Below are 23,834 nucleotides of genomic sequence, written 5' to 3'. Positions count from 1 at the left end.
CTCGACGCTACCCGCCGTCGCCGAGGGAACCCCGAACCGTCGAGGGAACCCGCAGGCCGGGGCTCCCTCGACGGTCCGGGGTTCCCTCGATGCGTGCGGGGCTCCACCATGAGGGATGGCATCCCCGCAGCAGCTCGTCTCGGTCGGCGGGCGGCGGCTGAAGCTGACCAACCTCGACAAGATCGTGTACCCGGAGGCGGGGTTCACCAAGGCCGACGTCCTCGCGTACTACGCGTCCGTCGCCGACGCCCTGCTGCCGCACCTCGCCCGCCGGCCCGTCACCCGCAAGCGCTGGGTCGACGGAGTGGGCACGGCCGAGCATCCGGGCGAGGTCTTCTTCGAGAAGAACCTGCCCTCCTCCGCCCCGTACTGGCTGAGCCGCACGCGCCTCGCGCACAGCTCGCGCGACGTCGAGTACCCGCTCGTCGACGACGTCGCGGGCCTCACCTGGCTCGCGCAGCAGGCCGCACTCGAGCTGCACGTGCCGCAGTGGCGGGTCGGATCCGGCGGCGAGCGCCGCCCGCCCGACCGCCTCGTGCTCGACCTCGACCCCGGCGAGGGCGCGGGGCTCGCGGAGTGCGCCGAGGTCGCGTTCCTCGCCCGCGACCTGCTCGAGGGGATGGGGCTCGAGCCCTACCCGGTGACCAGCGGCAGCAAGGGACTCCACCTCTACTGCCCGCTCGACGCCTCCGCCTCGAGCGACCAGATCTCGGCCGTCGCGCACGAGCTCGCGAAGGCGCTCGAGGCCGACCACCGCGACCTCGTCGTCTCGGACATGAAGAAGACCCTGCGCGAGGGCAAGGTGCTCGTCGACTGGAGTCAGAACAACGCGGCGAAGACCACGATCGCGCCCTACTCCCTCCGGGGCCGCCTGCGGCCGTTCGCCGCGGCGCCGCGCACGTGGGAGGAGATCGGGGCGGAGGGACTGCGCCATCTCGCGCCGGAGGAGGTCGTCGAGCGCCTGCGCGAGAGCGGCGACCTGCTGCGACCGGTGCTCGCCGCGCGCGAGGCGGGGCTCGAGCCGAGTCCGGAGCGGCTCGCCGGGTTCGCGGCGACGGACGCCTCCGCCGACCGCCTCGCCGCCTACCGCAGCATGCGCGACGCCGCGAAGACGCCCGAGCCCGTTCCCGAACCGGGCGCCGGAGCGACCTCGTCGGGCGACTCCTTCGTGATCCAGGAGCACCACGCACGGCGGCTCCACTACGACTTCCGGCTCGAGCACGACGGGGTGCTCGTGAGCTGGGCCGTGCCGAAGGGGCCGCCGCTCGAGGGCGATCCGAACCGGCTCGCCGTGCAGACGGAGGACCACCCGCTCGAGTACGCGACCTTCGAGGGCACGATCCCCGCAGGCGAGTACGGCGGCGGAGAGGTGCGGATCTGGGACGAGGGCACCTTCGCGCTCGAGAAGTGGCGCGAGGGCGAGGAGGTGATCGCGGTGCTGACGGGGCGGCCCGACGGCGGGCTCGGCGGCGAGCCGCGGCGGTACGCGCTGCTGCACACGGGAGCGAAGGGCGGGCGCGGGGACGAGAAGAACTGGCTGCTGCACCTGATGGCGCCGGGGGGGCACGGGACTCACGGGCGGCCGGCGGCGGGGAAGGGGCGGGCAACGGCGGGCTCGAAGACGCCGAGAACTGCGCCCGACGAGTCTCCCGTGAACGACGAGGCATCGGAGCCGCGCCGCGAGTACCGCCCCATGCTCGCGACCAAGGGCCGCCCGCTCGACATCGGCGACGACTCCGCGATCGAGATGAAGTGGGACGGCTACCGCGCGATCGTCCGCGTGCACGACGGCGTCGTGACCCTGACCAGCCGGAACGGCAACGACCTCACCCCCGCCTTCCCGGACCTGCACGCCCCGCTCGCGGAGGCCGCCGACGACGCGGTCCTCGACGGCGAGATCGTCGCCCTCGACGCCCGCGGACGCCCCGACTTCGGCGCCCTGCAGACCCGCGGTGGCCTGACGAAGGCGCGCGAGATCGACGTGGCCGCCCGCTCCACCCCCGTGCACCTGATGGTGTTCGACCTGCTCGAGCGCGCCAGCGAGGACCTCACCGGCTCTCCCTACTCCGCTCGCCGCGAGGCTCTGGTCGAGCTCGTCGTCGAGAACGAGCGCGTGCACGTGCCCGACGTGTTCGACGGCGACCTCAAGGAGGCGATGGCGACGAGCCTCACCCTCGGCCTCGAGGGCGTCGTCGCGAAGCGCCGCGACTCCCGCTACCGGGTCGGTGCGCGCTCGGGCGACTGGATCAAGCTGACCCACCACCGCGTGCAGGAGGTCGTGATCGTCGGCTGGCGCCCGGGCGAGGGCGGCCTGCAGGGCTCGGTCGGCTCGCTCCTCACCGCGATCCCCGCCGAGGACGGCCGCCTCGCCTACTCCGGCCGCGTCGGCACCGGCTTCAGCGACCGCGAGCGCCGCGGCCTCGTCGCCCGCCTCGGCGAGCACGAGACGGAGGAGCCCGCTGTGTCGGTGCCGCCGGTGGACGCCCGCGGGGTGCACTGGGTCGAGCCCGTGCTGGTCGGCGAGGTCCGCTACCGCGAGCGCACCTCCTCCGGCACCCTGCGCCAGCCCGTCTGGCGCGGCTGGCGCGCCGACAAGTCCGCGAGCGAGGTCCGCGCGGAGTGACCTGCCTTGCTCGAGCGAACGCCTCCGCCGAGTTGCCCGGAACGGTCCCCGACACTCCGCGTCCGACGACCGTTCCGGGCAACTCGATCCCGCGTCACTCCTCCCGCGCGTGCTCCGGCAGCGTCCCGAGCCGGTGGCGCCCGCGCAGCAGGTACCAGCCCAGCCCGACCACGACGACCACCGCGACCGCGATCAGCGCGATGTACTGCAGCGCCCCCGCGTCGCCGTAGACCTCGACGCGCGGCCACGCCAGGTTGACCGTCATCGCCGCGCCCCACAGCACGGCGACGACGTTCACCGGCAGCCCCAGCCGCCCGAGCGAGAACGAGCCCGTGACGCGCGGCCACTCTCCGCGGAGGCGCCGCACGAGCAGCGGCACCGTGACCAGCAGGTAGGCCAGGTAGATCAGCACCACCGCCACGCTCGTGACCGCCGTGAAGATCTCGGGCGTGCCGATGTTCACCGCGAGGATCAGGACCGCGAGCACGCCGATCACGATCGCGGGGGCGATCGGGGTCCTCCGTCGCGGATCGATGCGGGCGAGCACCGCGCTGCCCGGCAGGGCGTTGTCGCGCGCCATCGCGAAGACCAGTCGGATGCCCGCCGTGTGCACCGCGAGCGCGCAGACCGTGATCGCGACCACGATGCAGAGCAGGAAGACGGTGCCGAGTGGCCCGCCGAGGGCCTGCAGCACGATCAGCTGCAGTCCGCCCGAGGCCTCGCCGAGCGCCGGGTCGGCGAGATCGGGCGCCGCGAGGATCCCGAGCAGCAGGATCAGCCCGCCCAGCACGAACGACGCGATCACGGCGCGGAGGATCGCGGCCGGGCCGGTCCTGCGCGGGTCGACGGTCTCCTCCGAGAGGGAGCCGGCGGTGTCGAAGCCGTACATCACGTAGGCGGAGGCGATGGCCGCGATCAGGAATGCGCCTGCGTAGCCGCCCGCGTCTCCGTAGCCCGCTGTGTCGATCAGCACCGTCGGTGGATTCACGATGCTCGCCGCGAGGACGATCACCAGCAGCACGGCCGCGATCAGCTCGATCAGCACGCCGGTGCTGTTGATCCGGGCCATCAGCTTCACGCCGACCGCGTTCACGACGGTCGTGAACAGGATGAGGATCGCGCCCCAGATCACCGCGCTGACTCCGAAGCTCGTCCCCGTGCCGTCGCCGACGAGCTGGAAGCCGCTCCAGATCCGCGGCAGCGTCGCCTGGTACGCGAGCACGACGGCCGCGAGCGTGACGACGGAGGCCGTGGCCATCATCCAGCCCGCGAGCCAGCCGACCGTCGGGCCCGCGATGCGCTTGCTCCAGTTGTAGACGGAGCCGGCGACCGGGTAGCGGCCGGCCAGCTCGGCGAAGCAGAGCGCGACCGTGAGCTGCCCGGCGAACACGATCGGCCACGACCACCAGTAGGCGGGGCCGCCGAGTCCGAAACCGAAGTAGAAGAGCTGGAACGTGCCGGTCAGGATCGAGATGTAGCTCACTCCGGCCGCGAAGCTGCCGAAACGCCCGATGCCGCGTCGCAGCGACGGCCGATACCCGAACTCGGCCATGCCGTCGTCGGTCGGGCGCTGGCCGGTCGCGGTCATGCGGTCTCCTCCTGCGGGGGCGCCGAGCGGCGGCACCTGAGTCTGGCGCGTCCGCGTCCGCCGCGGCGTCCCCCGTTCAGGCCGATCGCCAGTGGACACTTTCTGCGGCTCTGACGCACGAGGAGCAGCGGAAAGTGTCGAACGGCGGGCGGGTGGGCGTCACACCCCGCCCCTTCTGAGCGCACTTCCCGCGCCGCACCCTGAGAGCCGCTCTCACACTTAGGGTAGCCTACCCTCATGCACCCCTCACCGAGACTCCGTTCCGCCCTGCCCCTCGCCGGCCTCGCCGTCGCCGCGCTCGCCCTCTCGGCGTGCTCCTCCGGCGCCTCCGAAGCCGCCCCGGCGACCGCCGAGACGATCGTCGTCGAGGACGCGAAGCCCACCCTCGTCCTCGTCGACGAGGACGGCGAGCAGTCGTACCAGGAGGACCGCGAGGCCGCCCGCACGTCGGTCGAGGTGCCCCTCTCCCCCGAGGCCGTCGTGACCTTCGACATCGCCACGCTCGACACGCTGCACACCATCGGCGCCGGGGACGCGGTCGTCGCGATCCCGGACGCCACCCTCCCCGACTACCTCTCGGAGTACGCCGACCTGCCCAAGGTGGGCACCCTGTTCGAGCCCGACTTCGAGGCGGTCGCCGAGCTCGAGCCCGACCTCATCGTCACGGCGGCCCGCAGCACCGGCCAGTACGACGAGCTGTCCGAGATCGCCACCACGATCGACCTGACCGGCAGCTACGCCGGAACCTTCGACCCCGCCGCGGCACTCGAGCGCGCGACTCAGCTCGGCGAGATCTTCGAGCGCGAGGACGAGGTCGCCGAGGCCTCCGCCGCGACCGAGGAGCTCGTCGAGTCCATCACCGCCGACGCCTCCGGCACCGCCCTCGTCCTCTCGGTCTCGGGCGGCGAGTACGGCGCCTTCGGCGAGGGCTCGCGCTTCGGCTACTTCTTCGACGGCCTCGGCTTCACCCCCGCGGTCGCCGCGGCCGAGCTGCCCGGCGCCGAGGGATCGCCGCACGGCGACACCGTGACCAACGAGTTCATCCTCAGCGCCGCTCCGGAGTGGATCTTCGCGTTCGACCGCGGTGCCGCGACCGGTGAGGGCAGCACCGCCGAGCAGACGCTCGACAACGCGCTCGTCGCCCAGACGCCCGCTGCGCAGGACGACCACGTCGTGCTGCTGCCCGCGAGCGAGCTCTACATCGTCATCAACGGCCTGACCGCCGTGCAGAACGTGCTCGAGACCGTGCACGACGCGATGCAGAGCTGACCGGAGCCGCTCCCGAGCGTGACCCGCCCCTCCCCCCGCGCGCTGATCGTCGCGGGGACGGTCCTCGTGGCCGTCCTCGCGACGATCTCGCTGTTCCTCGGCGTCGCCGAGCTCGACGCGTTCGTGCTCGTCGAGAGCCGCCTCCCCCGCACCCTCGCGCTCGTGCTCGCCGGCTCGGCCTTCGCCGTCACCGGCCTGATCATGCAGCTGCTCACCCGCAACCGCCTCGTCGAGCCGGGCACGACCGGGGCGACGGACGCCGCGACCCTCGCCCTGCTCGCGGTCCTCCTCCTCGCCCCCGAGCTGCCCGTCGGGGCGAAGGCCGCGCTGGCCGCACTCGGCGCCCTCGCGGGTGTCCTCGGCTTCCTCGCGTTGGCGCGCCGCATCCCGTCGCGCTCGAGCGTGCTCGTGCCGGTCGTCGGCATCCTCTACGGCGGAGTGATCGGCGCCGTCGCCGCGTTCATCGCCTACCGCACCGACACGCTGCAGGAGCTGCTCAACTGGGGCATCGGCGACTTCTCGGGCATCCTCCGCGGCCGCTACGAGATGCTCTGGGTCGCCGCGGCCGCCGCGGCGGTCGCCTGGATCGCGGCGGACCGCTTCACCGTCGCCGCCCTCGGCGAGGACACCGCCCGCGGTCTCGGCCTCGACACCCGGGCGGTCATGCTCACCGGCGTCGTCATCATCGCCGCGGTCACCGGAGTGATGATCGTGGTCACGGGCGCGCTCCCGTTCCTGGGCCTCATCGTCCCCAACCTCGTCAGCCGGATGGTCGGCGACAGCATGCGCCGCTCCGTCCCGCTCGTCGCCCTGCTCGGGGCCGCGCTGGTCCTGCTCTGCGACCTCATCGGCCGCACCGTCCGCTTCCCCTTCGAGCTGCCGATCTCGCTCGTGATGGGCGTCGTCGGCGGAGTCGTGTTCCTCCGCCTGCTCATCGGTCCGGCCGACACCGCGCGCCGCCGCCGAAGGAGCGTCGCCCCGTGACCGCGTTGCGCTCCCCCTCCGTCCGCCTCGCCCTGCTGACGGGCGCCGCCGCCCTCGCGGTCGTGCTCTACCTGCTCACCGACCTGCCCGGGAAGTGGGAGTACGCGCTGGGCCTCCGCGGCCGCACCGTGCTCGGCATGGTCATCGCGGCGGCGGCGATCGGAGTCGCGACCGTCCTGTTCCAGACCGTCACGGCCAACCGCATCCTGACCCCCGGCATCATGGGCTTCGACGCCGTCTTCCTGATGATCCAGGTCGTGAGCGCGTTCGCGATCGGCCCCACGATCCTCGTCGCCGCTCCGCCTCTCGCCTCGTGGCTGGTGGAGCTCCTGCTGATGGCCGGCGTCGTCGTCGCCCTCTACTCCTGGCTGTTCGTGCGCCGCCGACTCGACCTGCACGTGATCGTGCTCGCGGGCCTGGTGCTCGGCGTGCTGCTGCGATCGGTCACGTCGTTCCTCCAGCGGCTCCTCGATCCGGACACCTTCGCGATCGTGCAGAACCTGACCTTCGCGAGCTTCACCTCGGTCGACCGCGAGCTGCTCCTGCCGACCGGCCTCGTGGTCGTCGCCGCGATCGCGTCGCTGTGGCCGATCCGCCGCTCCCTCGACGTGCTCGCTCTCGGCGAGGCGACCGCGGTGTCGCTCGGAGTCGAGCACCGCCGGGTCGTGCTGCACACGATCGTCGCGATCGCCCTCATGGTCGCCGCGTCGACCGCACTGGTCGGTCCCGTCACCTTCTTCGGGCTCATCGTCGCGAACGTCGCCTACGGAGCGGTCGGCCACCGGCACGCGCGCAGCATCCCCGCTGCGGTGGCGATCGGAGTCGTCGCGCTGGTCGGCGGGCAGCTCGTCCTCGACCGGGTGCTCGGCTTCGGCACCGAGCTGCCCGTCGTCATCGAGTTCGTCGGCGGCGTCCTCTTCATCCTGCTCGTGCTCACCGGAAGGGCTCGCTGACATGATCCGCACCACCTCCGTCACCACCCGCCACGGCCGCACCCTCGCCGTCGACGACGTCTCGCTCGAACTCGGCACCGGCCTCACCGCGATCATCGGGCCCAACGGCTCCGGCAAGTCGACGCTGCTCTCCACCATCGGCCGCCTGCTGAAGGCCGAGAGCGGATCCGTCGCCGTCGACGACCTGGACGTCGCGACCACCCGCTCCCGCGACATCGCGAAGCGCCTGGCGATCCTCCGCCAGGACAACCACTTCGCGATCCGCCTGAGCGTCGACGACCTCGTCGCCTACGGCCGCTTCCCGCACGGAGGAACGGGCCGCACCCCCGAGGACCGCGCCCTCGTCGACGCCGCGATCGAGGCCCTCGACCTCGGCGCCGTCCGCGAGCGCTACCTCGACGAGCTCTCGGGAGGCCAGCGCCAGCGCGCGTTCGTCGCGATGGCCCTCGCGCAGGACACCGACCACCTCCTCCTCGACGAGCCGCTCAACAACCTGGATCCGCGCCACGGCGTCGTGCTGATGAAGCTGCTGCGCCGTCTCGCCGACGAGAAGCGGATGACCGTGGTCGTGGTCCTGCACGACATCAACGTCGCCGCGCAGTTCGCCGACGACATCGTCGCGATCCGCGACGGCCGGGTGGTGCACCACGGACGGGTGGCCGAGGTGCTGACGGCGCCGCATCTCGAGGCGCTCTACGACACCCCGGTCGCGGTCGAGCCGATCGCGGGCCGGCACGTCGTGCTCTGGCTCTGAGCCCTCGCCGCGACCCGGCCGGGTGACTCCTGCGTCGCCGTTGGACACTTCCCGCTGCTCTCCCTCCTCAGGAGCAGCGGATTCCGTCCAACCGCGAGCGCTCCGGCGTCCGGAACGACGAACGGGGCGCCCCTCACCCCGCACCCAGCGGAGGAGGGACACCCCGTCCCGGATCAGCCGAGCGTCAGCTCGTCGGCGCCAGCAGATCGGCGTGGTGCACCTCGGCCACGTTCGGGTGCGCGCGCAGGCGGTAGCGCAGCGCGTTCTCGCCGTACGTCTCGAGGATCGGGCTGTTCGTCGGGTCGACCGACAGGCCCGACTTGAGCTCCTCGGGCAGCGGCAGCGACGGCATGATCGAGTCGAGCGAGGGGTTGAAGAAGTAGGGGATCGAGATGCGGTCGGTGCCGATCAGCGGCGAGATCACGCGGTGCAGCGTGGCCTTGAGGTAGCCGCCGGTCGCGAGCTCCAGCATCTCGCCGATGTTGACGACGAACGCGCCGGGGAGCGCGGGCGCCTCGATCCACTCGCCGTCGTGCTCGACCTGCAGGCCGCCCTTGCCGGGCTCGACCAGCAGCAGGGTCAGCACGCCGCCGTCGCGGTGCGCGCCGACGCCCTGCTTGGGCTCGGGGTCGGAGGTGCCGGGATAGCGGACGACCTTGACCAGGGGGAACGCCTTGTCGGCGAAGGCCTCGTCGAAGACGTCGGCCGGGGCGTCGAGGGCGACGGCCCAGGTGCGCAGCAGGCGGATCGCGACAGCGGCGAGCTCCGCGTGCCAGCGCTCGAAGAGGGTGCGGAACTCGGGCAGGGCCTCGGGCCACAGGTTCGGGCCCTCGAGGCGCTGGTAGTCGGGCACGTCGGGTCCGGACGGGACGACCTCGCGCTCGATGCCGATGTCGACCTGCTCGCGGTAGTCGACGTCGCCGTTGGTGAGCTCGGCGCCGAAGCGGGTGTAGCCGCGGAACTGCGGGCTGGCCGTGTTCTCGATGGCGAGCTTGTCCTCCTCCGGCAGGTCGAAGAAGCGACGGGAGACGGCGACGACGTCGTCGAGGAGCTCCTGCGGCACGCCGTGACCGACGAGGTAGAAGAAGCCCACGTCGTGGGTGGTCTCGCGCAGGTCGCGGCGGAAGGCGGCGGCCTCCTCCTCGCCCTGGTCGAGGCGGGAGAGGTCGAGGATCGGCAGGGAATCGGTCATGGGGAAAGCCTTGCGCAGTTCGCCTTCGGCGGAGCGATTGTTACGACAACCAAAAGCGAAGACCCAGCAAGCACCCGGAGGACCGTGGTCCCCGAGTGCCCGCCGGGCCTTCAGCGCTGTCGAGTGTTACAGCACGATCACGGAGTGGGCATGCCGCCGTTGACGTGCAGCGTCTCGCCGACCACGTAGCTCGACTCGGGCGACGCGAGGAACACGTAGGCGGGAGCGAGCTCCGCCGGCTGGCCCCAGCGTCCGAGCGGCGTCTGCGAGCCGACCTCGGGCAGCTTCTCGGGCGGCTGGCCGCCCGCGGTCTGCAGCGGCGTCCAGATCGGGCCCGGCGCGACGACGTTCACGCGGATGCCCTTGGGGGCGAGCTGCTGCGAGAGCGCCTTCGAGAACGTGTTGATCGTGGCCTTCGTGCTGGCGTAGTCGACCAGCGTCGGCGACGGCTGGTAGGCCTGGATCGACGAGGTGCTGATGATCGCGGAGCCGGGAGCGAGGTGCGGCAGGGCCGCCTTCGTCATCCAGAACATGGCGTAGACGTTCGTCTTGAAGGTCTCGTCGAACTGCTCGTCCGAGAGCTCGAGGAAGTCCTCGACGAACTGCTGCTTGCCCGCGTTGTTGACGAGGATGTCGAGGCCGCCGAGGCCCTCGACCGCCGTGGCCACCGCGCCGACGGCGAAGTCGTGGTCGGTGATGTCGCCGGGGATCGCGACGGCCTTCCGGCCCGCCTCCTCGATCAGCGCGACGACCTTCTTCGCGTCGCTCTCCTCCTCGGGGAGGTAGACGATCGCGACGTCGGCGCCCTCGCGGGCGTAGGCGATCGCGACGGCCGCGCCGATGCCGGAGTCGCCGCCGGTCACGAGCGCCCTGCGGCCGGTCAGGCGGCCGGAGCCGCGGTAGGTCGACTCGCCGCGGTCGGCGAGGTCGTCCATCTTCGAGTCCAGGCCGGCGCCCTCCTGGTATTGCTCCTCCGTGTCGATCTCGGAGTACATCTTCGTCGGGTCCTGGAACGTGTACTGGTCTGCAGTGCTCTCGGAAGTCATGTCTTCGACGGTAGGCGCGCACCCCCGTCGAGCGCCGGTGGTTGACAGCGCCTCGGTTTCGAGAGAGCGCTCCTCTCCGCCGCCGGAAACCGGGAGAATGGTGCGGTGACCGTCTCCTTCGACTCCTCGATCCCCCTGCCCGGCTGGCAGCACGCCTACTCGGGCAAGGTCCGCGACCTCTACACCCCGGTCGACGCCGACCCGGTGCTCGGAGCCGACCGCATGCTCGTCGTGGCGAGCGACCGCGTCAGCGCCTACGACCACGTCCTCGAGCCGGGCATCCCGGGCAAGGGCGAGCTGCTCACCGAGCTCTCCCTCTGGTGGTTCCACCAGTTGAAGGACGTCCCGAACCACCTCGTCCGCGGCGAGATCCCCGAGCCGGTCGCCCGCCGCGCCATGCTCGTCACCACTCTCGACATGTTCCCGATCGAGTGCGTCGTGCGCGGCTACCTCTCGGGCAGCGGGTGGAAGGAGTACCGCGCGAGCGGCACCGTCTGCGGAGTCGAGCTCCCCGAGGGCCTGTCCGACGGCGACGCCCTGCCCGAGCCGATCTACACGCCCGCCTGGAAGGCCCCGCAGGGTCAGCACGACGAGAACATCACCTTCGAGCGCACCGTCGAGATCGTCGGCGAGGAGGCGGCGGAGGCGCTGCGCACCCTCTCGCTGCACGTGTACCAGGAGGCGGCGACGATCGCCCTCGCGCGCGGAGTGATCCTGGCCGACACCAAGTTCGAGTTCGGCGTCGACGGCGACGGCATCGTGACGCTGGGCGACGAGGTCCTGACGAGCGACTCCTCCCGCTACTGGGACGCCGACGCCTACGACGCCGGGATCCGCGGCCAGTCCTTCGACAAGCAGATCGTGCGCGACTGGCTGAGCGACAACTGGGACGGCCAGGGCCTCCCTCCGAGACTCCCCCACGAGATCGTCGAGCGGACCGCGGCACGCTACCGCGAGCTCATCGAGCGCCTGACCCGCTGACGACCGTTCGGAAAGACCCGTGAACGACGAGCGCACCCGCGTCCGGCTGGACACCGGCGGCGGCGACCCCGACGAGGCCAGCCACCGCCTCGCCACCCTCTACAACGGCGACGAGTGGTCGGCGCTGCCCAGCGAGAGCGCCTTCTCGTACCGGTACGCCGCCCTCGGCGACGCCGCCATGACGCTGCGCACCTCGCGCATGACCGGCGAGCTCCGCGGTGCGGTCGGAGTGACGGACGAGGTCGTCGTGCAGTGGATCGTCGGCGGGCGCGCCACGGTCGACGACGGGTCGGAGCCGCTCGCGATGGTGCCCGGCCGGCCGCAGCTGTTCCCCGTCGGCCGCGCGTTCGGCTTCGAGTACGTCGACTACGAGCAGAAGCTGGTGCACCTCGGCCGCGCGTCCGTCGAGAAGGTCGCCGCCGAGCAGGGTCTGCTGGGGCCGCTGCGCTTCGATCACCGCGTCGTCCCGACCGAGCAGGCGGTCCAGCACTGGCGCTCCGCGGTGTCGGCCTCGGCGCAGGCTCTGCGCAGCGAGCGTGTCAGCCACCTCCTCTGGGACGAGCTGACGCGCGGCACCATCACGGCGCTGCTCGAGCTCTACCCGCCGGAGGCCGCCGTCGCGCCGCCCGAGCTGCTGCTGCCGCGCAATGCCCGCCTGCGCCGGGCGGTCGAGTTCATCCACGCGCACGCGTCGGAGCCGATCGGCCCCACCGAGGTCGCCGTCGTCGCCGGGCTGAGCGTGCGCGGTCTGCAGTCCGCGTTCCAGCGGGTGCTCGGGGTGCGGCCCATCGCCTACATCCGCTCGGTGCGGCTCGACGCCGCGCACGCCGAGCTGGCGGCGGCGGATCCGCGCATCGCGAGCGTCACCGCGATCGCTCACGCGTGGGGCTTCGGCAATCCCGGCCGCTTCAGCTCGGCCTACCTCGCGCGCTTCGGTGAGTACCCCAGCGCCACGCTGCAGCGCTGAGACCGCGGCCGGCGGATCAAGCGGCGGCCAGGGGCGGCGGGTGGCCCTCGAGGATGTCGCTGACACCGGTGAGCAGCGCGGCGAACCGCACCGCCTCGGCGTCGGGGATGCCCGCCGAGAGCAGGCGGATCGCTCCGTAGGTCGGCTCGTCGGTGCCGCGGATCGCCGCCTGCGCGCTCTCGGTCAGGCAGAGGATGCGGCCACGGCCGTCGGAGGGGTCCGCCACGCGGTCGACGTAGCCGGCGCGCACGAGGCGGTCGATCATCAGCGAGACCGCGGCGGTGGTGATGCGGATCGCGGCGGCGAGGTCGACCGCGCGGACCACCTCGTCGCGATCGGCGCCGATCCCGATCAGGCGCAGAGCCGCGAGGTCCGTGGTGCCGATGCCCAGCCTCGACTCGACGCGTCCGTCGTACTCGCGCTCGGCCGAGCGGAGCCGGGTGAGCAGGGCGAAGAGATCGGGACGGACGTCCATGGGTGTGCGCCTTCCTGGGACGAGGCAGGCGCCCCGGGCGGGTACTCGCGGGCTCCATCGAACCACCTCGAGCACTCCTCCGGGGCTTCTGTACCGAAAGCGCACTGGGACCAGTATTGATTAGCTAACCGACTTAGCAAGTACCTAGAGTCCTGCAGAGACGCTGCGGGATACCTCCCCGTGCGCCCGGATGAGGAAGGCAGCGTGATGGGTCGTCTGCTGTACGGAACGCCGCCGAGCGCGCATCCGTTCGACGACCGCGCGCTCGCTCACCTGCAGCTCGTGATCACCGCGAAACTCCGCCGCAGCGAGGCCTTCGTGCTGTCGATCGACGCGGACGCCGACGGCAGGCACAGCGAGTTGTGGCTGCATCCCGCGATCCCGCTGCAGTACGAGTACGACGCTCCCGTCGGACCCGAGGTCAACGCGCACTGGCTGCGCGAGCTCTCGGCCGCCGCCAACGGGCGCCGCGGGCTCCACCTCGTCCCCGAGCCGACCACGGAGCTCGACCCGTCCCGAGCGAGAGCAGTGCAGACATGAGCGACCACAACGGCACACTCTTCCGCCGCGGAGGAACGGTGCGCTTCGTGCGCTGGGTCTCGTCTCGCGACGGCGGCTGGGCCCCCGAGATCCTGCAGGGCCGCTACCTCGAGCGCGACGACGCCGGCTGGCTCGTCGAGGTCGACGGCACCCCCACCGTCCTCGCCAAGGACGACTGGGCCGTCTACCGCTGAGCGCCCGCGCCCGGCGTAGTGTGGAGCGGGTGCGTGCAGTCGATCGCCGCGGCATCACCTCCGCGCCCTACCTCCTGACCACGGTCGGCACGACGAGCCTGGTGTTCCTGTGCGCCTTCGAGGCGCTGGCCGTGACCACGATCATGCCGATCGTCAGCGCCGACCTCGACGGACGCGATCTCTACCCGCTGGCCTTCGCCGCGACGCTCGCCGCGAGCATCGTCGGCATGGTCACCGCGGGGTCCTCGGCGGATCGACGCGGGCCGACCCCGGCGCTGGTCACGGCGATCCTGCTCTTCACCCTCGGGCTCGTGGCCGCCGGTCTCGCCGGCTCGATGGAGGTGTTCGTGGCCGCGCGCCTGCTGCAGGGGCTCGGCAGCGGAGGCATCACCGTCACCCTCTACGTCCTGGTCGCGCGGGTCTTCCCTGCGGAGCTGCATCCGCGGATCTTCGGCGCCTTCGCCGCGGCCTGGGTGGTGCCGTCGCTCATCGGGCCGTTCGCGGCCGGCGTCGTCGCCGAGCTCGCGAGCTGGCACTGGGTGTTCCTCGGGGTGGTGCTGCTGGTGGCCGTCGCGAGTGCGATCGTGGCACCGACCCTGCGCGCGCTCGAGCGGCAGGAGCGGCGGCCGTTCGATCGCGGGGCCGTGGCCCGCATCGTCCGCGCGGTGATCGTGGCAGGCGGAGTGGTGGTGCTGAGCACCAGCGCCGAGATCGCTCCCGACGCGGCCGGTGCGCTCGCCGTCGCGGCGATCGTGGTCGTCGTCCTCGCCGTGCGCGCGCTCCTGCCCCCGGGCACCCTGCGCGCGCGGGGCGTCCTGCCGTCCACGATCCTCCTGCGCGGCGCCGTCGCGGCCGCCTTCTTCGGCACCGAGGTCTATCTGCCGCTGCTCCTGTCGGAGCAGTACGGCCTGCCGCCGTGGCTGGCCGGGGCGGTCCTCACCGCCGGCGCCGTCTCGTGGGCGCTCGGCTCGAACCTGCAAGGGCGGCCCGGAACGCGGCTCACCCACGCGGGCGCCATGCGACGGGGCACGTCGCTCCTGCTGGTCGGCGTGCTGATCGTGCTGCTCACGTCGGCGCTCGCGCTCCCGCCGTACCTGGCCGCCGTCGGCTGGTTCGCCGCGGGGGGCGGCATGGGCACGATGTTCCCCCGGATGGGGACGCTGACGCTCGCCAGATCCGCGCCCGGGCGCGAGGGCTTCAACAGCTCGGCCCTGCAGATCTCCGATTCAGGAGGAGCGTCCGTCTCGCTCGCGCTGACCGGCCTGCTCGCCGCCGCCGTGACCGGCCTCGTCGGCGCGGGCTCGGTCGTGTTCACGGCGACGTTCGCCTACGGAGCCGTCATCGCCCTGCTCGCAGTGCTGCTCGCGATCCGCCTCGGTGGACTCCTCCGTGCCGAGGAGTCCACCGCCGGCGATCAGCTGTAGAGCGACTCCGGGACCTCGAGCCCGTAGATCGCCCGGCCCGAGCTCCAGATGACGGAGCACGCGGCTCGGAGGAGGTCCAGCTCGTCGTCGCCCGCGTCGACGATCACGACGGAGTCGCCCTCGAGGCGCACCTTGGCGGAGCGCACCGAATGGGTCCCGTTCCGCGCGATCGTCGTCGCCGGGTACGGGAGGTGCAGCTCGCGCAGGTCGCCCAGGATGTAGGTCGGGCGCAGCGTCGCGTCGGCCGCGAGCAGCTGCTTCGCCCGGTCGATCCCCGTGAGCACGTGCGCGCTCTCCATCCCGGCGGCGTTGGCACCCTTGATGTCGGTGTCGAGCCGGTCGCCGAGGAACAGCGGATTCGCAGAGCCGAACCGCGCCGTCGCCGCATCGAAGATGGCGCGCTCGGGCTTGCCGGCGACCACGGGCAGTCGGCCGACCGCGGTGTGCACCGCTGAGACGAGCGTGCCGTTGCCCGGAGCGATGCCCCGCGCGACGGGGATCGTCCAGTCGGTGTTCGTCGCGACCCACGGGATCCCGGTGTGCAGGGCGAACGAGGCCTCCGCGAGCTGCTCCCAGCCGACCGTCGGCGCGAAGCCCTGGATCACCGCGGCCGGGGAGTCCTCGGCGCTGCGGGTGAGCCGGAACCCGGCCCGCTCCACCTCCGTCGTCAGCCCCTCCCCGCCGACGACGAGGATCGTCGAGCCCGCCGGCACCAGGCCCGCCAGCAGCACGACCGCCGCCTGCGGCGACGTGACGACGTCCTCCGGTGCGACGACGAGCCCGAGGTCGGACAGGTGCGCCGCGACGGAGGCGTCGGTGCGGGACGCGTTGTTCGTGATGTACCCGACGCGGAGCGTCTCGCCGGCTCGGTTCAGACTGTCGACGGCGAAGGGGATCGCGTCGGCGCCCTTGTAGACGACTCCGTCGAGGTCGGCGAGGACCGCGTCGCGGCCCTCGAGCGGGGACGGGTCAGTCTTCGGGGTTCTGAACACGGGGCTCCTCGTCGGTGTCGGTCGTGTCGGAGGCGGCGAGGTCGGTCGGCTCGGCGTCGGAAGCGGTGTCGGTCGCGGCTTCGGTGTGACCGGAGTCGGAGTGGACCGGGTCGAGTCCGGGGCCGTCGAGCTCGACGTCGGTGAGGGTCTGATCGAGAGCGGCGTCCGGATCGGCGGGGTCGTCGAGTTCGATCGGCTCGTCCGCTTCGCTCGGCTCGTCCGCTTCGCTCGGCTCGTCCGCTTCGCTCGGCTCGTCCAGGTCGTCCTCGTCGTCCTCGTCGTCTCCATCGGAGTCGTCCGACGAGTCAGCACTCTCCGACTCGTCGTCGACGGCCGCGGAGGGAGCGTCGTCGCCCGGAAGGACTGCGAAGGCCTCGCCCTCCTCCTCAACCACCTCGATCGTCTCGTCGTCGCCACCACCCTCGGCCGCGAAGACTGCTCGTGCGGCGACATCCGCGCGCCGCTGCCACTGAGCGGCCTCCTCGGTGCGCCCGAGCTCCTCGAGCACGGCCGCGTACGCGGCGAAGAGGTCCGGGCTGTACGAGAACGCCTTGTTCGGATCGAGCTGCGGGATCTCGAGCTCCATCAAGGCCAGCTCGGTCTGACCGAGGTCGAGGCGCGCTCCCGACATCGCGATGGCGAGCGAGACCTGCGCCCCGACGCTCAGCGCACTGCGGTCGATCGAGCGTCCGAGCTCGAGCGCCTTGTCGGGGCGCCCCACACCGCGTTCGCTGTCGACCATCAGAGGGACCTGCTCGTCCGAGCCGGAGATGCGGCGGTACGTGCGCAGCTCCCGCAGCGCCAGAGCGAAGTCGCCGATCGCGTACGCCGAGATCGCGAGAGACTCGCGCACGACGGCGATGCGACCCGCGCGCCGAGCAGCCGAGAGCACGTGCCGGTGCGCGAGCTCGGGATCCTCCTCGAGGAGCCGGCCCGCCATCACCAGGTGCATCGCGACCCAGTCGGCGTTCTCCTTGGTCAGCGTCTTGAGCTCGTTGCGGGCGACCTTGTCGAGATCCCTCGCCTGCACGTCGTCGGGCAGCTCGGGATCGTCGTGGCGCGGCCGGACCGATTGGAGGGAGCGGCGCTCCCGCTCCTCCTCCGTGATCTCCGGCTCCTCGCGCGGCGCCCCGCGGCCGGCGAACCCGCGGCCGCCCTGACGGTCGCCGCCACCCCGCCGGTCGTCCGAGAACGAGCGACCGCCGTCGCGTCCTCCCCGCGAGTCCCCGTCCCGCCGCGGACGCGAGTCGCCGTCGGTGCGAGGACGGAACCCACCCTCCCGACGCGGACCAGAGTCCCCATCACGCCGAGGACGCGAATCCGCATCAGTACGCGGACGGAAGTCGCCCTCACGACGAGGACGCGCGTCCCCATCGCCACGAGGACGCGAGTCTCCGTCGGTACGAGGACGGAACCCACCCTCACGACGCGAACCGGAGTCGCCCTCCCGACGCGGACGAGAGTCACCATCAGTACGCGGACGGAAGTCACCCTCACGACGCGGACGCGAATCCCCATCGCGACGCGGACGAGAGTCACCATCAGTACGTGGTCGGAAGTCACCCTCACGACGCGGACGCGAATCCCCATCGCGACGCGGACGCGAATCACCATCAGTACGTGGTCGGAAGTCACCCTCACGACGCGGACGCGAATCCCCATCGCGACGCGGACGCGAATCCCCATCCCGACGAGGACGCGACTCCCCGTCGGAGCGCGGACGGGAGTCGCCCTCGCGACGCGGACGGGAGTCGCCGTCCCGCGAAGGACGAGCACCACCGTCCGCGCGGGGGCGCGACGGATCATCCGTCCGTGGGCGGAAGTCGCCCTCGCGCCGCGGTCGGGACTCCCCGTTGCCGCGCGGACGGTCATCGCGCCCGCTGCTGCGAGGCGCGGACGAGCGATCCGCTCCTCCCGCACGATCCGACCGCTGATCGCGCTTGCCGGCTCCCCGGTCGTCGCCGTCGGGTGCTCTGTCGTCCATGCGTTCCTCGCCTGTCGTGATCGTGCGCTGTGGAGTTGAACCGCTCGAAGCGGCGGACGGCTCGAAGCCGTCGTCCCTTCCACCCTAACCCCGGCTCTTCTGCGTGTGCAGGGCCTGGTGGTGCGGGTGGTGGGTTAAACAGCGATGGCCACCCATTTCTGGGTGGCCATCGTGAATGGTGTCCGGCGGTGTCCNTCTTCTGCGTGTGCAGGGCCTGGTGGTGCGGGTGGTGGGTTAAACAGCGATGGCCACCCATTTCTGGGTGGCCATCGTGAATGGTGTCCGGCGGTGTCCTACTCTCCCACAGGGTCCCCCCTGCAGTACCATCGGCGCTGAGAGTCTTAGCTTCCGGGTTCGGAATGTGACCGGGCGTTTCCCTCTCGCTATAGCCGCCGTAACCCTTGCGACACACCCACAACACTCGGTGCTGGTGGGGGTCAAATCTGGGTTACACGTCAAGCGTGTATTCAATTATGTGCACCACCTCTCGGTGGTGCGGTGCCCGTATTCTGGGAACCACAAAGTGGACGCAAGCAATCTCTGACCACTCCTACCAGCCTTTACAACGGTATGAGTGTAGTGATTATCAAGTTATCGGCTTATTAGTACCGGTCAGCTCCGACAGTCTTTAGTCCTGTCTTCCACATCCGGCCTATCAACCCAGTAATCTGGCTGGGAGCCTCTCCCCCGAAGGGATGGAAATCTCATCTCGAAGCCGGCTTCCCGCTTAGATGCTTTCAGCGGTTATCCGTTCCGAACGTAGCTAATCAGCGGTGCTCCTGGCGGAACAACTGACACACCAGAGGTTCGTCCATCCCGGTCCTCTCGTACTAGGGATAGATCTTCTCAAATTTCCTACGCGCGCAGCGGATAGGGACCGAACTGTCTCACGACGTTCTAAACCCAGCTCGCGTACCGCTTTAATGGGCGAACAGCCCAACCCTTGGGACCTACTCCAGCCCCAGGATGCGACGAGCCGACATCGAGGTGCCAAACCATGCCGTCGATATGGACTCTTGGGCAAGATCAGCCTGTTATCCCCGAGGTACCTTTTATCCGTTGAGCGACAGCGCTTCCACAAGCCACTGCCGGATCACTAGTCCCGACTTTCGTCCCTGCTCGACTTGTCAGTCTCACAGTCAAGCTCCCTTGTGCACTTACACTCGCCACCTGATTGCCAACCAGGTTGAGGGAACCTTTGGGCGCCTCCGTTACTTTTTAGGAGGCAACCGCCCCAGTTAAACTACCCATCAGGCACTGTCCCTGAACCCGATTAGGGTTCGAAGTTAGATATCCAGAGTGACCAGAGTGGTATTTCAACAATGACTCCACGAACACTAGCGTGCCCGCTTCAACGTCTCCCACCTATCCTACACAAGCCACACCGAACACCAATACCAAACTATAGTAAAGGTCACGGGGTCTTTCCGTCCTGCTGCGCGTAACGAGCATCTTTACTCGTAATGCAATTTCGCCGAGTTCGCGGTTGAGACAGCTGGGAAGTCGTTACGCCATTCGTGCAGGTCGGAACTTACCCGACAAGGAATTTCGCTACCTTAGGATGGTTATAGTTACCACCGCCGTTTACTGGGGCTTAAATTCTCAGCTTCGCCTTGCGGCTAACCGTTCCTCTTAACCTTCCAGCACCGGGCAGGCGTCAGTCCGTATACATCGTCTTGCGACTTAGCACGGACCTGTGTTTTTAGTAAACAGTCGCTTCCCACTGGTCTCTGCGGCCATCGAACGCTCCCGGAGCAAGTCCGTTCACGCCTCAGGCCCCCCTTCTCCCGAAGTTACGGGGGCATTTTGCCGAGTTCCTTAACCACGATTCTCTCGATCTCCTTGGTATTCTCTACCTGACCACCTGAGTCGGTTTGGGGTACGGGCAGCTAGAACCTCGCGTCGATGCTTTTCTTGGCAGCATAGGATCACCGATTTCGACTTGCGTCTACCCATCAGATCTCAGGCTGCATGAACGACGGATTTGCCTATCGTTCGCCCTACATCCTTAGACCGGGACAACCATCGCCCGGCTCGGCTACCTTCCTGCGTCACACCTGTTAATACGCTAAACGCACCAGCACGGGGTCGTACGCTAGGCCCAACGCTTCACCCCGAAGGGATCCATCAAAGGGATTCAGATACTTAGCACTACTGGATTGTCTTGGGCGGTTCTTCGCCGGTACGGGAATATCAACCCGTTGTCCATCGACTACGCCTGTCGGCCTCGCCTTAGGTCCCGACTTACCCAGGGAAGATTAGCTTGACCCTGGAACCCTTGGTCTTCCGGAGGACGGGTTTCTCACCCGTCTTTCGCTACTCATGCCTGCATTCTCACTCGTGTGGCGTCCACGGCTGGTTCACACCGCCGCTTCACTCGCCACACGACGCTCTCCTACCCATCAACACGGCTGGACCACGAAGGCCTACCACAAAATGTCAATGCCACAACTTCGGTGGCGTGCTTGAGCCCCGTTACATTGTCGGCGCGGAATCACTTGACCAGTGAGCTATTACGCACTCTTTCAAGGGTGGCTGCTTCTAAGCCAACCTCCTGGTTGTCTGTGCAACTCCACATCCTTTCCCACTTAGCACGCGCTTAGGGACCTTAGTTGGTGGTCTGGGTTGTTTCCCTCTCGACTATGAAGCTTATCCCCCACAGTCTCACTGCTGCGCTCTCACTTACCGGCATTCGGAGTTTGGCTGACGTCAGTAAGCTTTTGGGCCCCATCGGCCATCCAGTAGCTCTACCTCCGGCAAGAAACACGCAACGCTGCACCTAAATGCATTTCGGAGAGAACCAGCTATCACGAAGTTTGATTGGCCTTTCACCCCTATCCACAGCTCATCCCCTCCATTTTCAACTGAAGTGGGTTCGGTCCTCCACGACGTCTTACCGTCGCTTCAACCTGGCCATGGATAGATCACTTCGCTTCGGGTCTAGACCCTGCGACTGAATCGCCCTATTCGGACTCGCTTTCGCTACGGCTGCCCCACACGGGTTAACCTCGCCACAGAGCACTAACTCGCAGGCTCATTCTTCAAAAGGCACGCCGTCACCCCTACAAGGAGGCTCCGACGGTTTGTAAGCAAACGGTTTCAGGTACTATTTCACTCCCCTCCCGGGGTACTTTTCACCTTTCCCTCACGGTACTTGTCCGCTATCGGTCATCTGGGAGTATTTAGGCTTATCAGGTGGTCCTGACAGATTCACACGGGATTTCTCGGGCCCCGTGCTACTTGGGATACTCTTCACGCCATAACACCATTTCGACTACGGGGCTCGCACCCGCTCTGGCCAGGCATTCAAACCTGTTCGTCTATGATGCGCTGTAACGTTCCGTGCTCGGCAGAACACGACGAAAAGTCCCACAACCCCGACCATGCAACCCCTGCCGGGTATCACACATGGCTCGGTTTAGCCTCTTCCGCGTTCGCTCGCCACTACTAACGGAATCACTGTTGTTTTCTCTTCCTGTGGGTACTGAGATGTTTCACTTCCCCACGTTCCCTCTACCCGCCCTATATATTCAGGCGGGAGTCACCAGGTCACCACAAGGGGCCTGGCGGGGTTTCCCCATTCGGAAATCCTCGGATCACAGCTCGTTTATCAGCTCCCCGAGGCTTATCGCAGATTACGACGTCCTTCTTCGGCTCCAGATGCCAAGGCATCCACCGTTTGCTCTTAAAAACTTGAAAATCACATGAGTTAAGAAACTACAATTCGAAAATTGCAGATTTCAATGATTTGCAGGAACACCCGAAGGCATCCCTGCGCCTCTGTCGATCCAAGACCCGAAAGTCCTGAATCTAAGATGCTCGCGTCCACTGTGTAGTTCTCAAAATACGGGCGGYACCCCTCCCCCACACRCCCAGGCGTGAAGAAAGGATCCAGAAGGTCGACCCGAACCATCCGAAGACAGCCGGCCCGGTCCCTCAGGACCCAACAGCGTGCATGTGCAAGCCACCCTYCGCACCGTGCGTTCCCAACCCGAAGGCTGTACTGACACGAGACGAACTCGACCTGCACCTAGTTCAATGTTCCACCCATGAGCTACCAGCGAAGACATTCGCTTCGATCTGGCGCCTGGGACACCCTGCGGTGCCCAGATGCTCCTTAGAAAGGAGGTGATCCAGCCGCACCTTCCGGTACGGCTACCTTGTTACGACTTAGTCCTAATCACCGATCCCACCTTCGACGGCTCCCTCCCACAAGGGGTTAGGCCACCGGCTTCGGGTGTTACCGACTTTCATGACTTGACGGGCGGTGTGTACAAGGCCCGGGAACGTATTCACCGCAGCGTTGCTGATCTGCGATTACTAGCGACTCCGACTTCATGAGGTCGAGTTGCAGACCTCAATCCGAACTGAGACCGGCTTTTTGGGATTCGCTCCACCTTACGGTATCGCAGCCCTTTGTACCGGCCATTGTAGCATGCGTGAAGCCCAAGACATAAGGGGCATGATGATTTGACGTCATCCCCACCTTCCTCCGAGTTGACCCCGGCAGTCTCCTATGAGTTCCCACCATGACGTGCTGGCAACATAGAACGAGGGTTGCGCTCGTTGCGGGACTTAACCCAACATCTCACGACACGAGCTGACGACAACCATGCACCACCTGTATACCGACCTTGCGGGGCAACCATTTCTGGAAGTTTCCGGTATATGTCAAGCCTTGGTAAGGTTCTTCGCGTTGCATCGAATTAATCCGCATGCTCCGCCGCTTGTGCGGGCCCCCGTCAATTCCTTTGAGTTTTAGCCTTGCGGCCGTACTCCCCAGGCGGGGAACTTAATGCGTTAGCTGCGACACGGAGACCGTGGAAAGGTCCCCACATCTAGTTCCCAACGTTTACGGCGTGGACTACCAGGGTATCTAATCCTGTTCGCTCCCCACGCTTTCGCTCCTCAGCGTCAGTAACGGCCCAGAGAACTGCCTTCGCCATCGGTGTTCCTCCTGATATCTGCGCATTCCACCGCTACACCAGGAATTCCATTCTCCCCTACCGCACTCTAGTCTGCCCGTACCCACTGCAGGCCCGAGGTTGAGCCTCGGGTTTTCACAGCAGACGCGACAAACCGCCTACGAGCTCTTTACGCCCAATAATTCCGGACAACGCTTGCACCCTACGTATTACCGCGGCTGCTGGCACGTAGTTAGCCGGTGCTTTTTCTGCAGGTACCGTCAAACCGAAGTCCTTCTTCCCTACTAAAAGAGGTTTACAACCCGAAGGCCGTCATCCCCCACGCGGCGTTGCTGCATCAGGCTTTCGCCCATTGTGCAATATTCCCCACTGCTGCCTCCCGTAGGAGTCTGGGCCGTGTCTCAGTCCCAGTGTGGCCGGTCACCCTCTCAGGCCGGCTACCCGTCGTCGCCTTGGTGAGCCATTACCTCACCAACAAGCTGATAGGCCGCGAGTCCATCCTTGACCGAAAAACTTTCCACCCGCACCCGATGCCGGGGCAGGTCGTATCCGGTATTAGACGCCGTTTCCAGCGCTTATCCCAGAGTCAAGGGCAGGTTACTCACGTGTTACTCACCCGTTCGCCACTAATCCACCCAGCAAGCTGGGCTTCATCGTTCGACTTGCATGTGTTAAGCACGCCGCCAGCGTTCGTCCTGAGCCAGGATCAAACTCTCCGTAAAAAAATTACGACTCCAACCCCGAAGAGAAGGAAGTCAAGTTTGACCTCTAGCAAATAAGACATCATTACTGACATCAATTTCCAAAGGAATCCCAACCGGATCACAAAACCCGGCCGGGGTTATAAAATTGGCATTGAACATAGTGCACGCTGTTGAGTTCTCAAGAATCGGACACACCCCGCCTCCACCCCACAAAGGAGCTTCACAACGAGAGTGATCGA

The 23,834-nt window shown here is 68.1% G+C and carries 17 protein-coding genes and 3 rRNA genes; 10 read left to right on the top strand and 10 right to left on the bottom strand.

Annotated elements, in window-relative coordinates:
* The first annotated feature begins 115 nt into the window (after window positions 1–115).
* Window positions 116–2,623 carry an ATP-dependent DNA ligase gene (locus tag ASF48_RS07450; RefSeq protein ID WP_055789186.1) on the top strand — a complete coding sequence of 836 codons (2,508 nt, stop codon included), beginning with the start codon at window positions 116–118 and terminating at the stop codon, window positions 2,621–2,623.
* Between the two features lie 94 nt (window positions 2,624–2,717).
* Here the strand turns inward: ASF48_RS07450 and ASF48_RS07445 are convergent, their stop codons facing one another.
* Window positions 2,718–4,211: an APC family permease gene (locus ASF48_RS07445; protein ID WP_055789183.1), complete on the bottom strand. Its 1,494-nt coding sequence runs from the start codon at window positions 4,209–4,211 to the stop codon at window positions 2,718–2,720.
* Between the two features lie 237 nt (window positions 4,212–4,448).
* On the opposite strand from ASF48_RS07445, the gene ASF48_RS07440 reads away from it, so the two are divergent.
* The 4 genes from ASF48_RS07440 to ASF48_RS07425 are packed head-to-tail and all read left to right on the top strand — an operon-like array spanning window position 4,449 to window position 8,171.
* Window positions 4,449–5,480 carry a siderophore ABC transporter substrate-binding protein gene (locus ASF48_RS07440; RefSeq protein WP_055789180.1) on the top strand — a complete coding sequence of 344 codons (1,032 nt, stop codon included), beginning with the start codon at window positions 4,449–4,451 and terminating at the stop codon, window positions 5,478–5,480.
* 18 nt (window positions 5,481–5,498) lie between these two features.
* Window positions 5,499–6,464 (top strand): iron chelate uptake ABC transporter family permease subunit, encoded by a 966-nt coding sequence (locus tag ASF48_RS07435; RefSeq protein WP_055789175.1) that lies wholly within the window; start codon window positions 5,499–5,501, stop codon window positions 6,462–6,464.
* Window positions 6,461–7,417 carry an iron chelate uptake ABC transporter family permease subunit gene (locus ASF48_RS07430; RefSeq protein ID WP_055789172.1) on the top strand — a complete coding sequence of 319 codons (957 nt, stop codon included), beginning with the start codon at window positions 6,461–6,463 and terminating at the stop codon, window positions 7,415–7,417. Before ASF48_RS07435 ends, ASF48_RS07430 begins: the two co-directional genes overlap by 4 nt.
* A 1-nt stretch (window position 7,418) precedes the next feature.
* Window positions 7,419–8,171 carry an iron ABC transporter ATP-binding protein gene (locus tag ASF48_RS07425; RefSeq protein ID WP_055789170.1) on the top strand — a complete coding sequence of 251 codons (753 nt, stop codon included), beginning with the start codon at window positions 7,419–7,421 and terminating at the stop codon, window positions 8,169–8,171.
* Between the two features lie 184 nt (window positions 8,172–8,355).
* Here ASF48_RS07425 and ASF48_RS07420 read toward each other — a convergent pair whose 3' ends face one another.
* Window positions 8,356–9,363 carry an isopenicillin N synthase family dioxygenase gene (locus tag ASF48_RS07420; RefSeq protein WP_055789165.1) on the bottom strand — a complete coding sequence of 336 codons (1,008 nt, stop codon included), beginning with the start codon at window positions 9,361–9,363 and terminating at the stop codon, window positions 8,356–8,358.
* A gap of 137 nt (window positions 9,364–9,500) precedes the next feature.
* A complete protein-coding gene (locus ASF48_RS07415; protein WP_055789161.1) occupies window positions 9,501–10,409 on the bottom strand; it encodes a glucose 1-dehydrogenase in 909 nt (302 codons plus the stop codon).
* Window positions 10,410–10,514: 105 nt separating this feature from the next.
* Between ASF48_RS07415 and ASF48_RS07410 the strand changes: the two genes are divergently transcribed.
* Window positions 10,515–11,390: a phosphoribosylaminoimidazolesuccinocarboxamide synthase gene (locus ASF48_RS07410; RefSeq protein WP_055789156.1), complete on the top strand. Its 876-nt coding sequence runs from the start codon at window positions 10,515–10,517 to the stop codon at window positions 11,388–11,390.
* Window positions 11,391–11,409: 19 nt separating this feature from the next.
* Window positions 11,410–12,357: an AraC family transcriptional regulator gene (locus ASF48_RS07405; RefSeq protein WP_055789153.1), complete on the top strand. Its 948-nt coding sequence runs from the start codon at window positions 11,410–11,412 to the stop codon at window positions 12,355–12,357.
* 16 nt (window positions 12,358–12,373) lie between these two features.
* On the opposite strand, the gene ASF48_RS07400 is transcribed toward ASF48_RS07405, so the two are convergent.
* Window positions 12,374–12,832, bottom strand: a complete 459-nt coding sequence (locus tag ASF48_RS07400; protein ID WP_055789150.1) for a MarR family winged helix-turn-helix transcriptional regulator — start codon at window positions 12,830–12,832, stop codon at window positions 12,374–12,376.
* A gap of 207 nt (window positions 12,833–13,039) precedes the next feature.
* On the opposite strand from ASF48_RS07400, the gene ASF48_RS07395 reads away from it, so the two are divergent.
* Genes ASF48_RS07395 through ASF48_RS07385 form a run of 3 tightly spaced genes read left to right on the top strand, consistent with a single transcriptional unit; the run spans window position 13,040 to window position 14,990 of the window.
* On the top strand, window positions 13,040–13,372 hold the full coding sequence (locus ASF48_RS07395) for a DUF7882 family protein (protein ID WP_055789146.1): 333 nt from the start codon (window positions 13,040–13,042) through the stop codon (window positions 13,370–13,372).
* The gene (locus ASF48_RS07390; protein ID WP_055789142.1) at window positions 13,369–13,566 is read left to right on the top strand and encodes a hypothetical protein; all 198 of its coding nucleotides are present in this window, start codon (window positions 13,369–13,371) and stop codon (window positions 13,564–13,566) included. Before ASF48_RS07395 ends, ASF48_RS07390 begins: the two co-directional genes overlap by 4 nt.
* Before the next feature lie 29 nt (window positions 13,567–13,595).
* The gene (locus ASF48_RS07385; protein ID WP_055789137.1) at window positions 13,596–14,990 is read left to right on the top strand and encodes an MFS transporter; all 1,395 of its coding nucleotides are present in this window, start codon (window positions 13,596–13,598) and stop codon (window positions 14,988–14,990) included.
* Here the strand turns inward: ASF48_RS07385 and ASF48_RS07380 are convergent.
* The 6 genes from ASF48_RS07380 to ASF48_RS19890 all read right to left on the bottom strand — a co-directional run.
* Window positions 14,981–15,982 carry an HAD-IIA family hydrolase gene (locus ASF48_RS07380; RefSeq protein WP_055789133.1) on the bottom strand — a complete coding sequence of 334 codons (1,002 nt, stop codon included), beginning with the start codon at window positions 15,980–15,982 and terminating at the stop codon, window positions 14,981–14,983. The genes ASF48_RS07385 and ASF48_RS07380 overlap by 10 nt on opposite strands.
* Complete coding sequence (locus ASF48_RS19775) at window positions 15,960–17,012, bottom strand: hypothetical protein (RefSeq protein ID WP_235577206.1); 1,053 nt, start codon at window positions 17,010–17,012, stop codon at window positions 15,960–15,962. Before ASF48_RS19775 ends, ASF48_RS07380 begins: the two co-directional genes overlap by 23 nt.
* Window positions 17,013–18,246: 1,234 nt before the next feature.
* Window positions 18,247–18,363: ribosomal RNA gene (gene rrf / locus ASF48_RS07370) — 5S ribosomal RNA — on the bottom strand.
* A 185-nt stretch (window positions 18,364–18,548) separates the two neighbouring features.
* A 23S ribosomal RNA gene (locus ASF48_RS07365) occupies window positions 18,549–21,665 on the bottom strand.
* Window positions 21,666–22,087: 422 nt separating this feature from the next.
* A 16S ribosomal RNA gene (locus ASF48_RS07360) occupies window positions 22,088–23,613 on the bottom strand.
* Together the 16S, 23S and 5S rRNA genes form the textbook arrangement of a ribosomal RNA operon.
* 33 nt (window positions 23,614–23,646) lie before the next feature.
* The coding region (locus ASF48_RS19890; RefSeq protein ID WP_235577205.1) for a hypothetical protein at window positions 23,647–23,834 on the bottom strand (188 nt) is incomplete at its 5' end.

This window comes from Rathayibacter sp. Leaf299, from assembly GCF_001423055.1.
Classification (GTDB): domain Bacteria; phylum Actinomycetota; class Actinomycetes; order Actinomycetales; family Microbacteriaceae; genus Rathayibacter; species Rathayibacter caricis.
This window is presented reverse-complemented; position numbering and strand designations above follow the sequence as displayed.

Bases quoted from the DNA above. Each gene is read 5' to 3' on its own strand.
- ASF48_RS07425 (WP_055789170.1), top strand. From the start codon at position 7,419: ATGATCCGCACCACCTCCGTCACCACCCGCCACGGCCGCACCCTCGCC.
- ASF48_RS07415 (WP_055789161.1), bottom strand. From the start codon at position 10,409: ATGACTTCCGAGAGCACTGCAGACCAGTACACGTTCCAGGACCCGACG.
- ASF48_RS07420 (WP_055789165.1), bottom strand. From the start codon at position 9,363: ATGACCGATTCCCTGCCGATCCTCGACCTCTCCCGCCTCGACCAGGGC.
- ASF48_RS07390 (WP_055789142.1), top strand. From the start codon at position 13,369: ATGAGCGACCACAACGGCACACTCTTCCGCCGCGGAGGAACGGTGCGC.
- ASF48_RS07440 (WP_055789180.1), top strand. From the start codon at position 4,449: ATGCACCCCTCACCGAGACTCCGTTCCGCCCTGCCCCTCGCCGGCCTC.
- ASF48_RS07395 (WP_055789146.1), top strand. From the start codon at position 13,040: ATGGGTCGTCTGCTGTACGGAACGCCGCCGAGCGCGCATCCGTTCGAC.
- ASF48_RS07400 (WP_055789150.1), bottom strand. From the start codon at position 12,832: ATGGACGTCCGTCCCGATCTCTTCGCCCTGCTCACCCGGCTCCGCTCG.
- ASF48_RS07445 (WP_055789183.1), bottom strand. From the start codon at position 4,211: ATGACCGCGACCGGCCAGCGCCCGACCGACGACGGCATGGCCGAGTTC.
- ASF48_RS07450 (WP_055789186.1), top strand. From the start codon at position 116: ATGGCATCCCCGCAGCAGCTCGTCTCGGTCGGCGGGCGGCGGCTGAAG.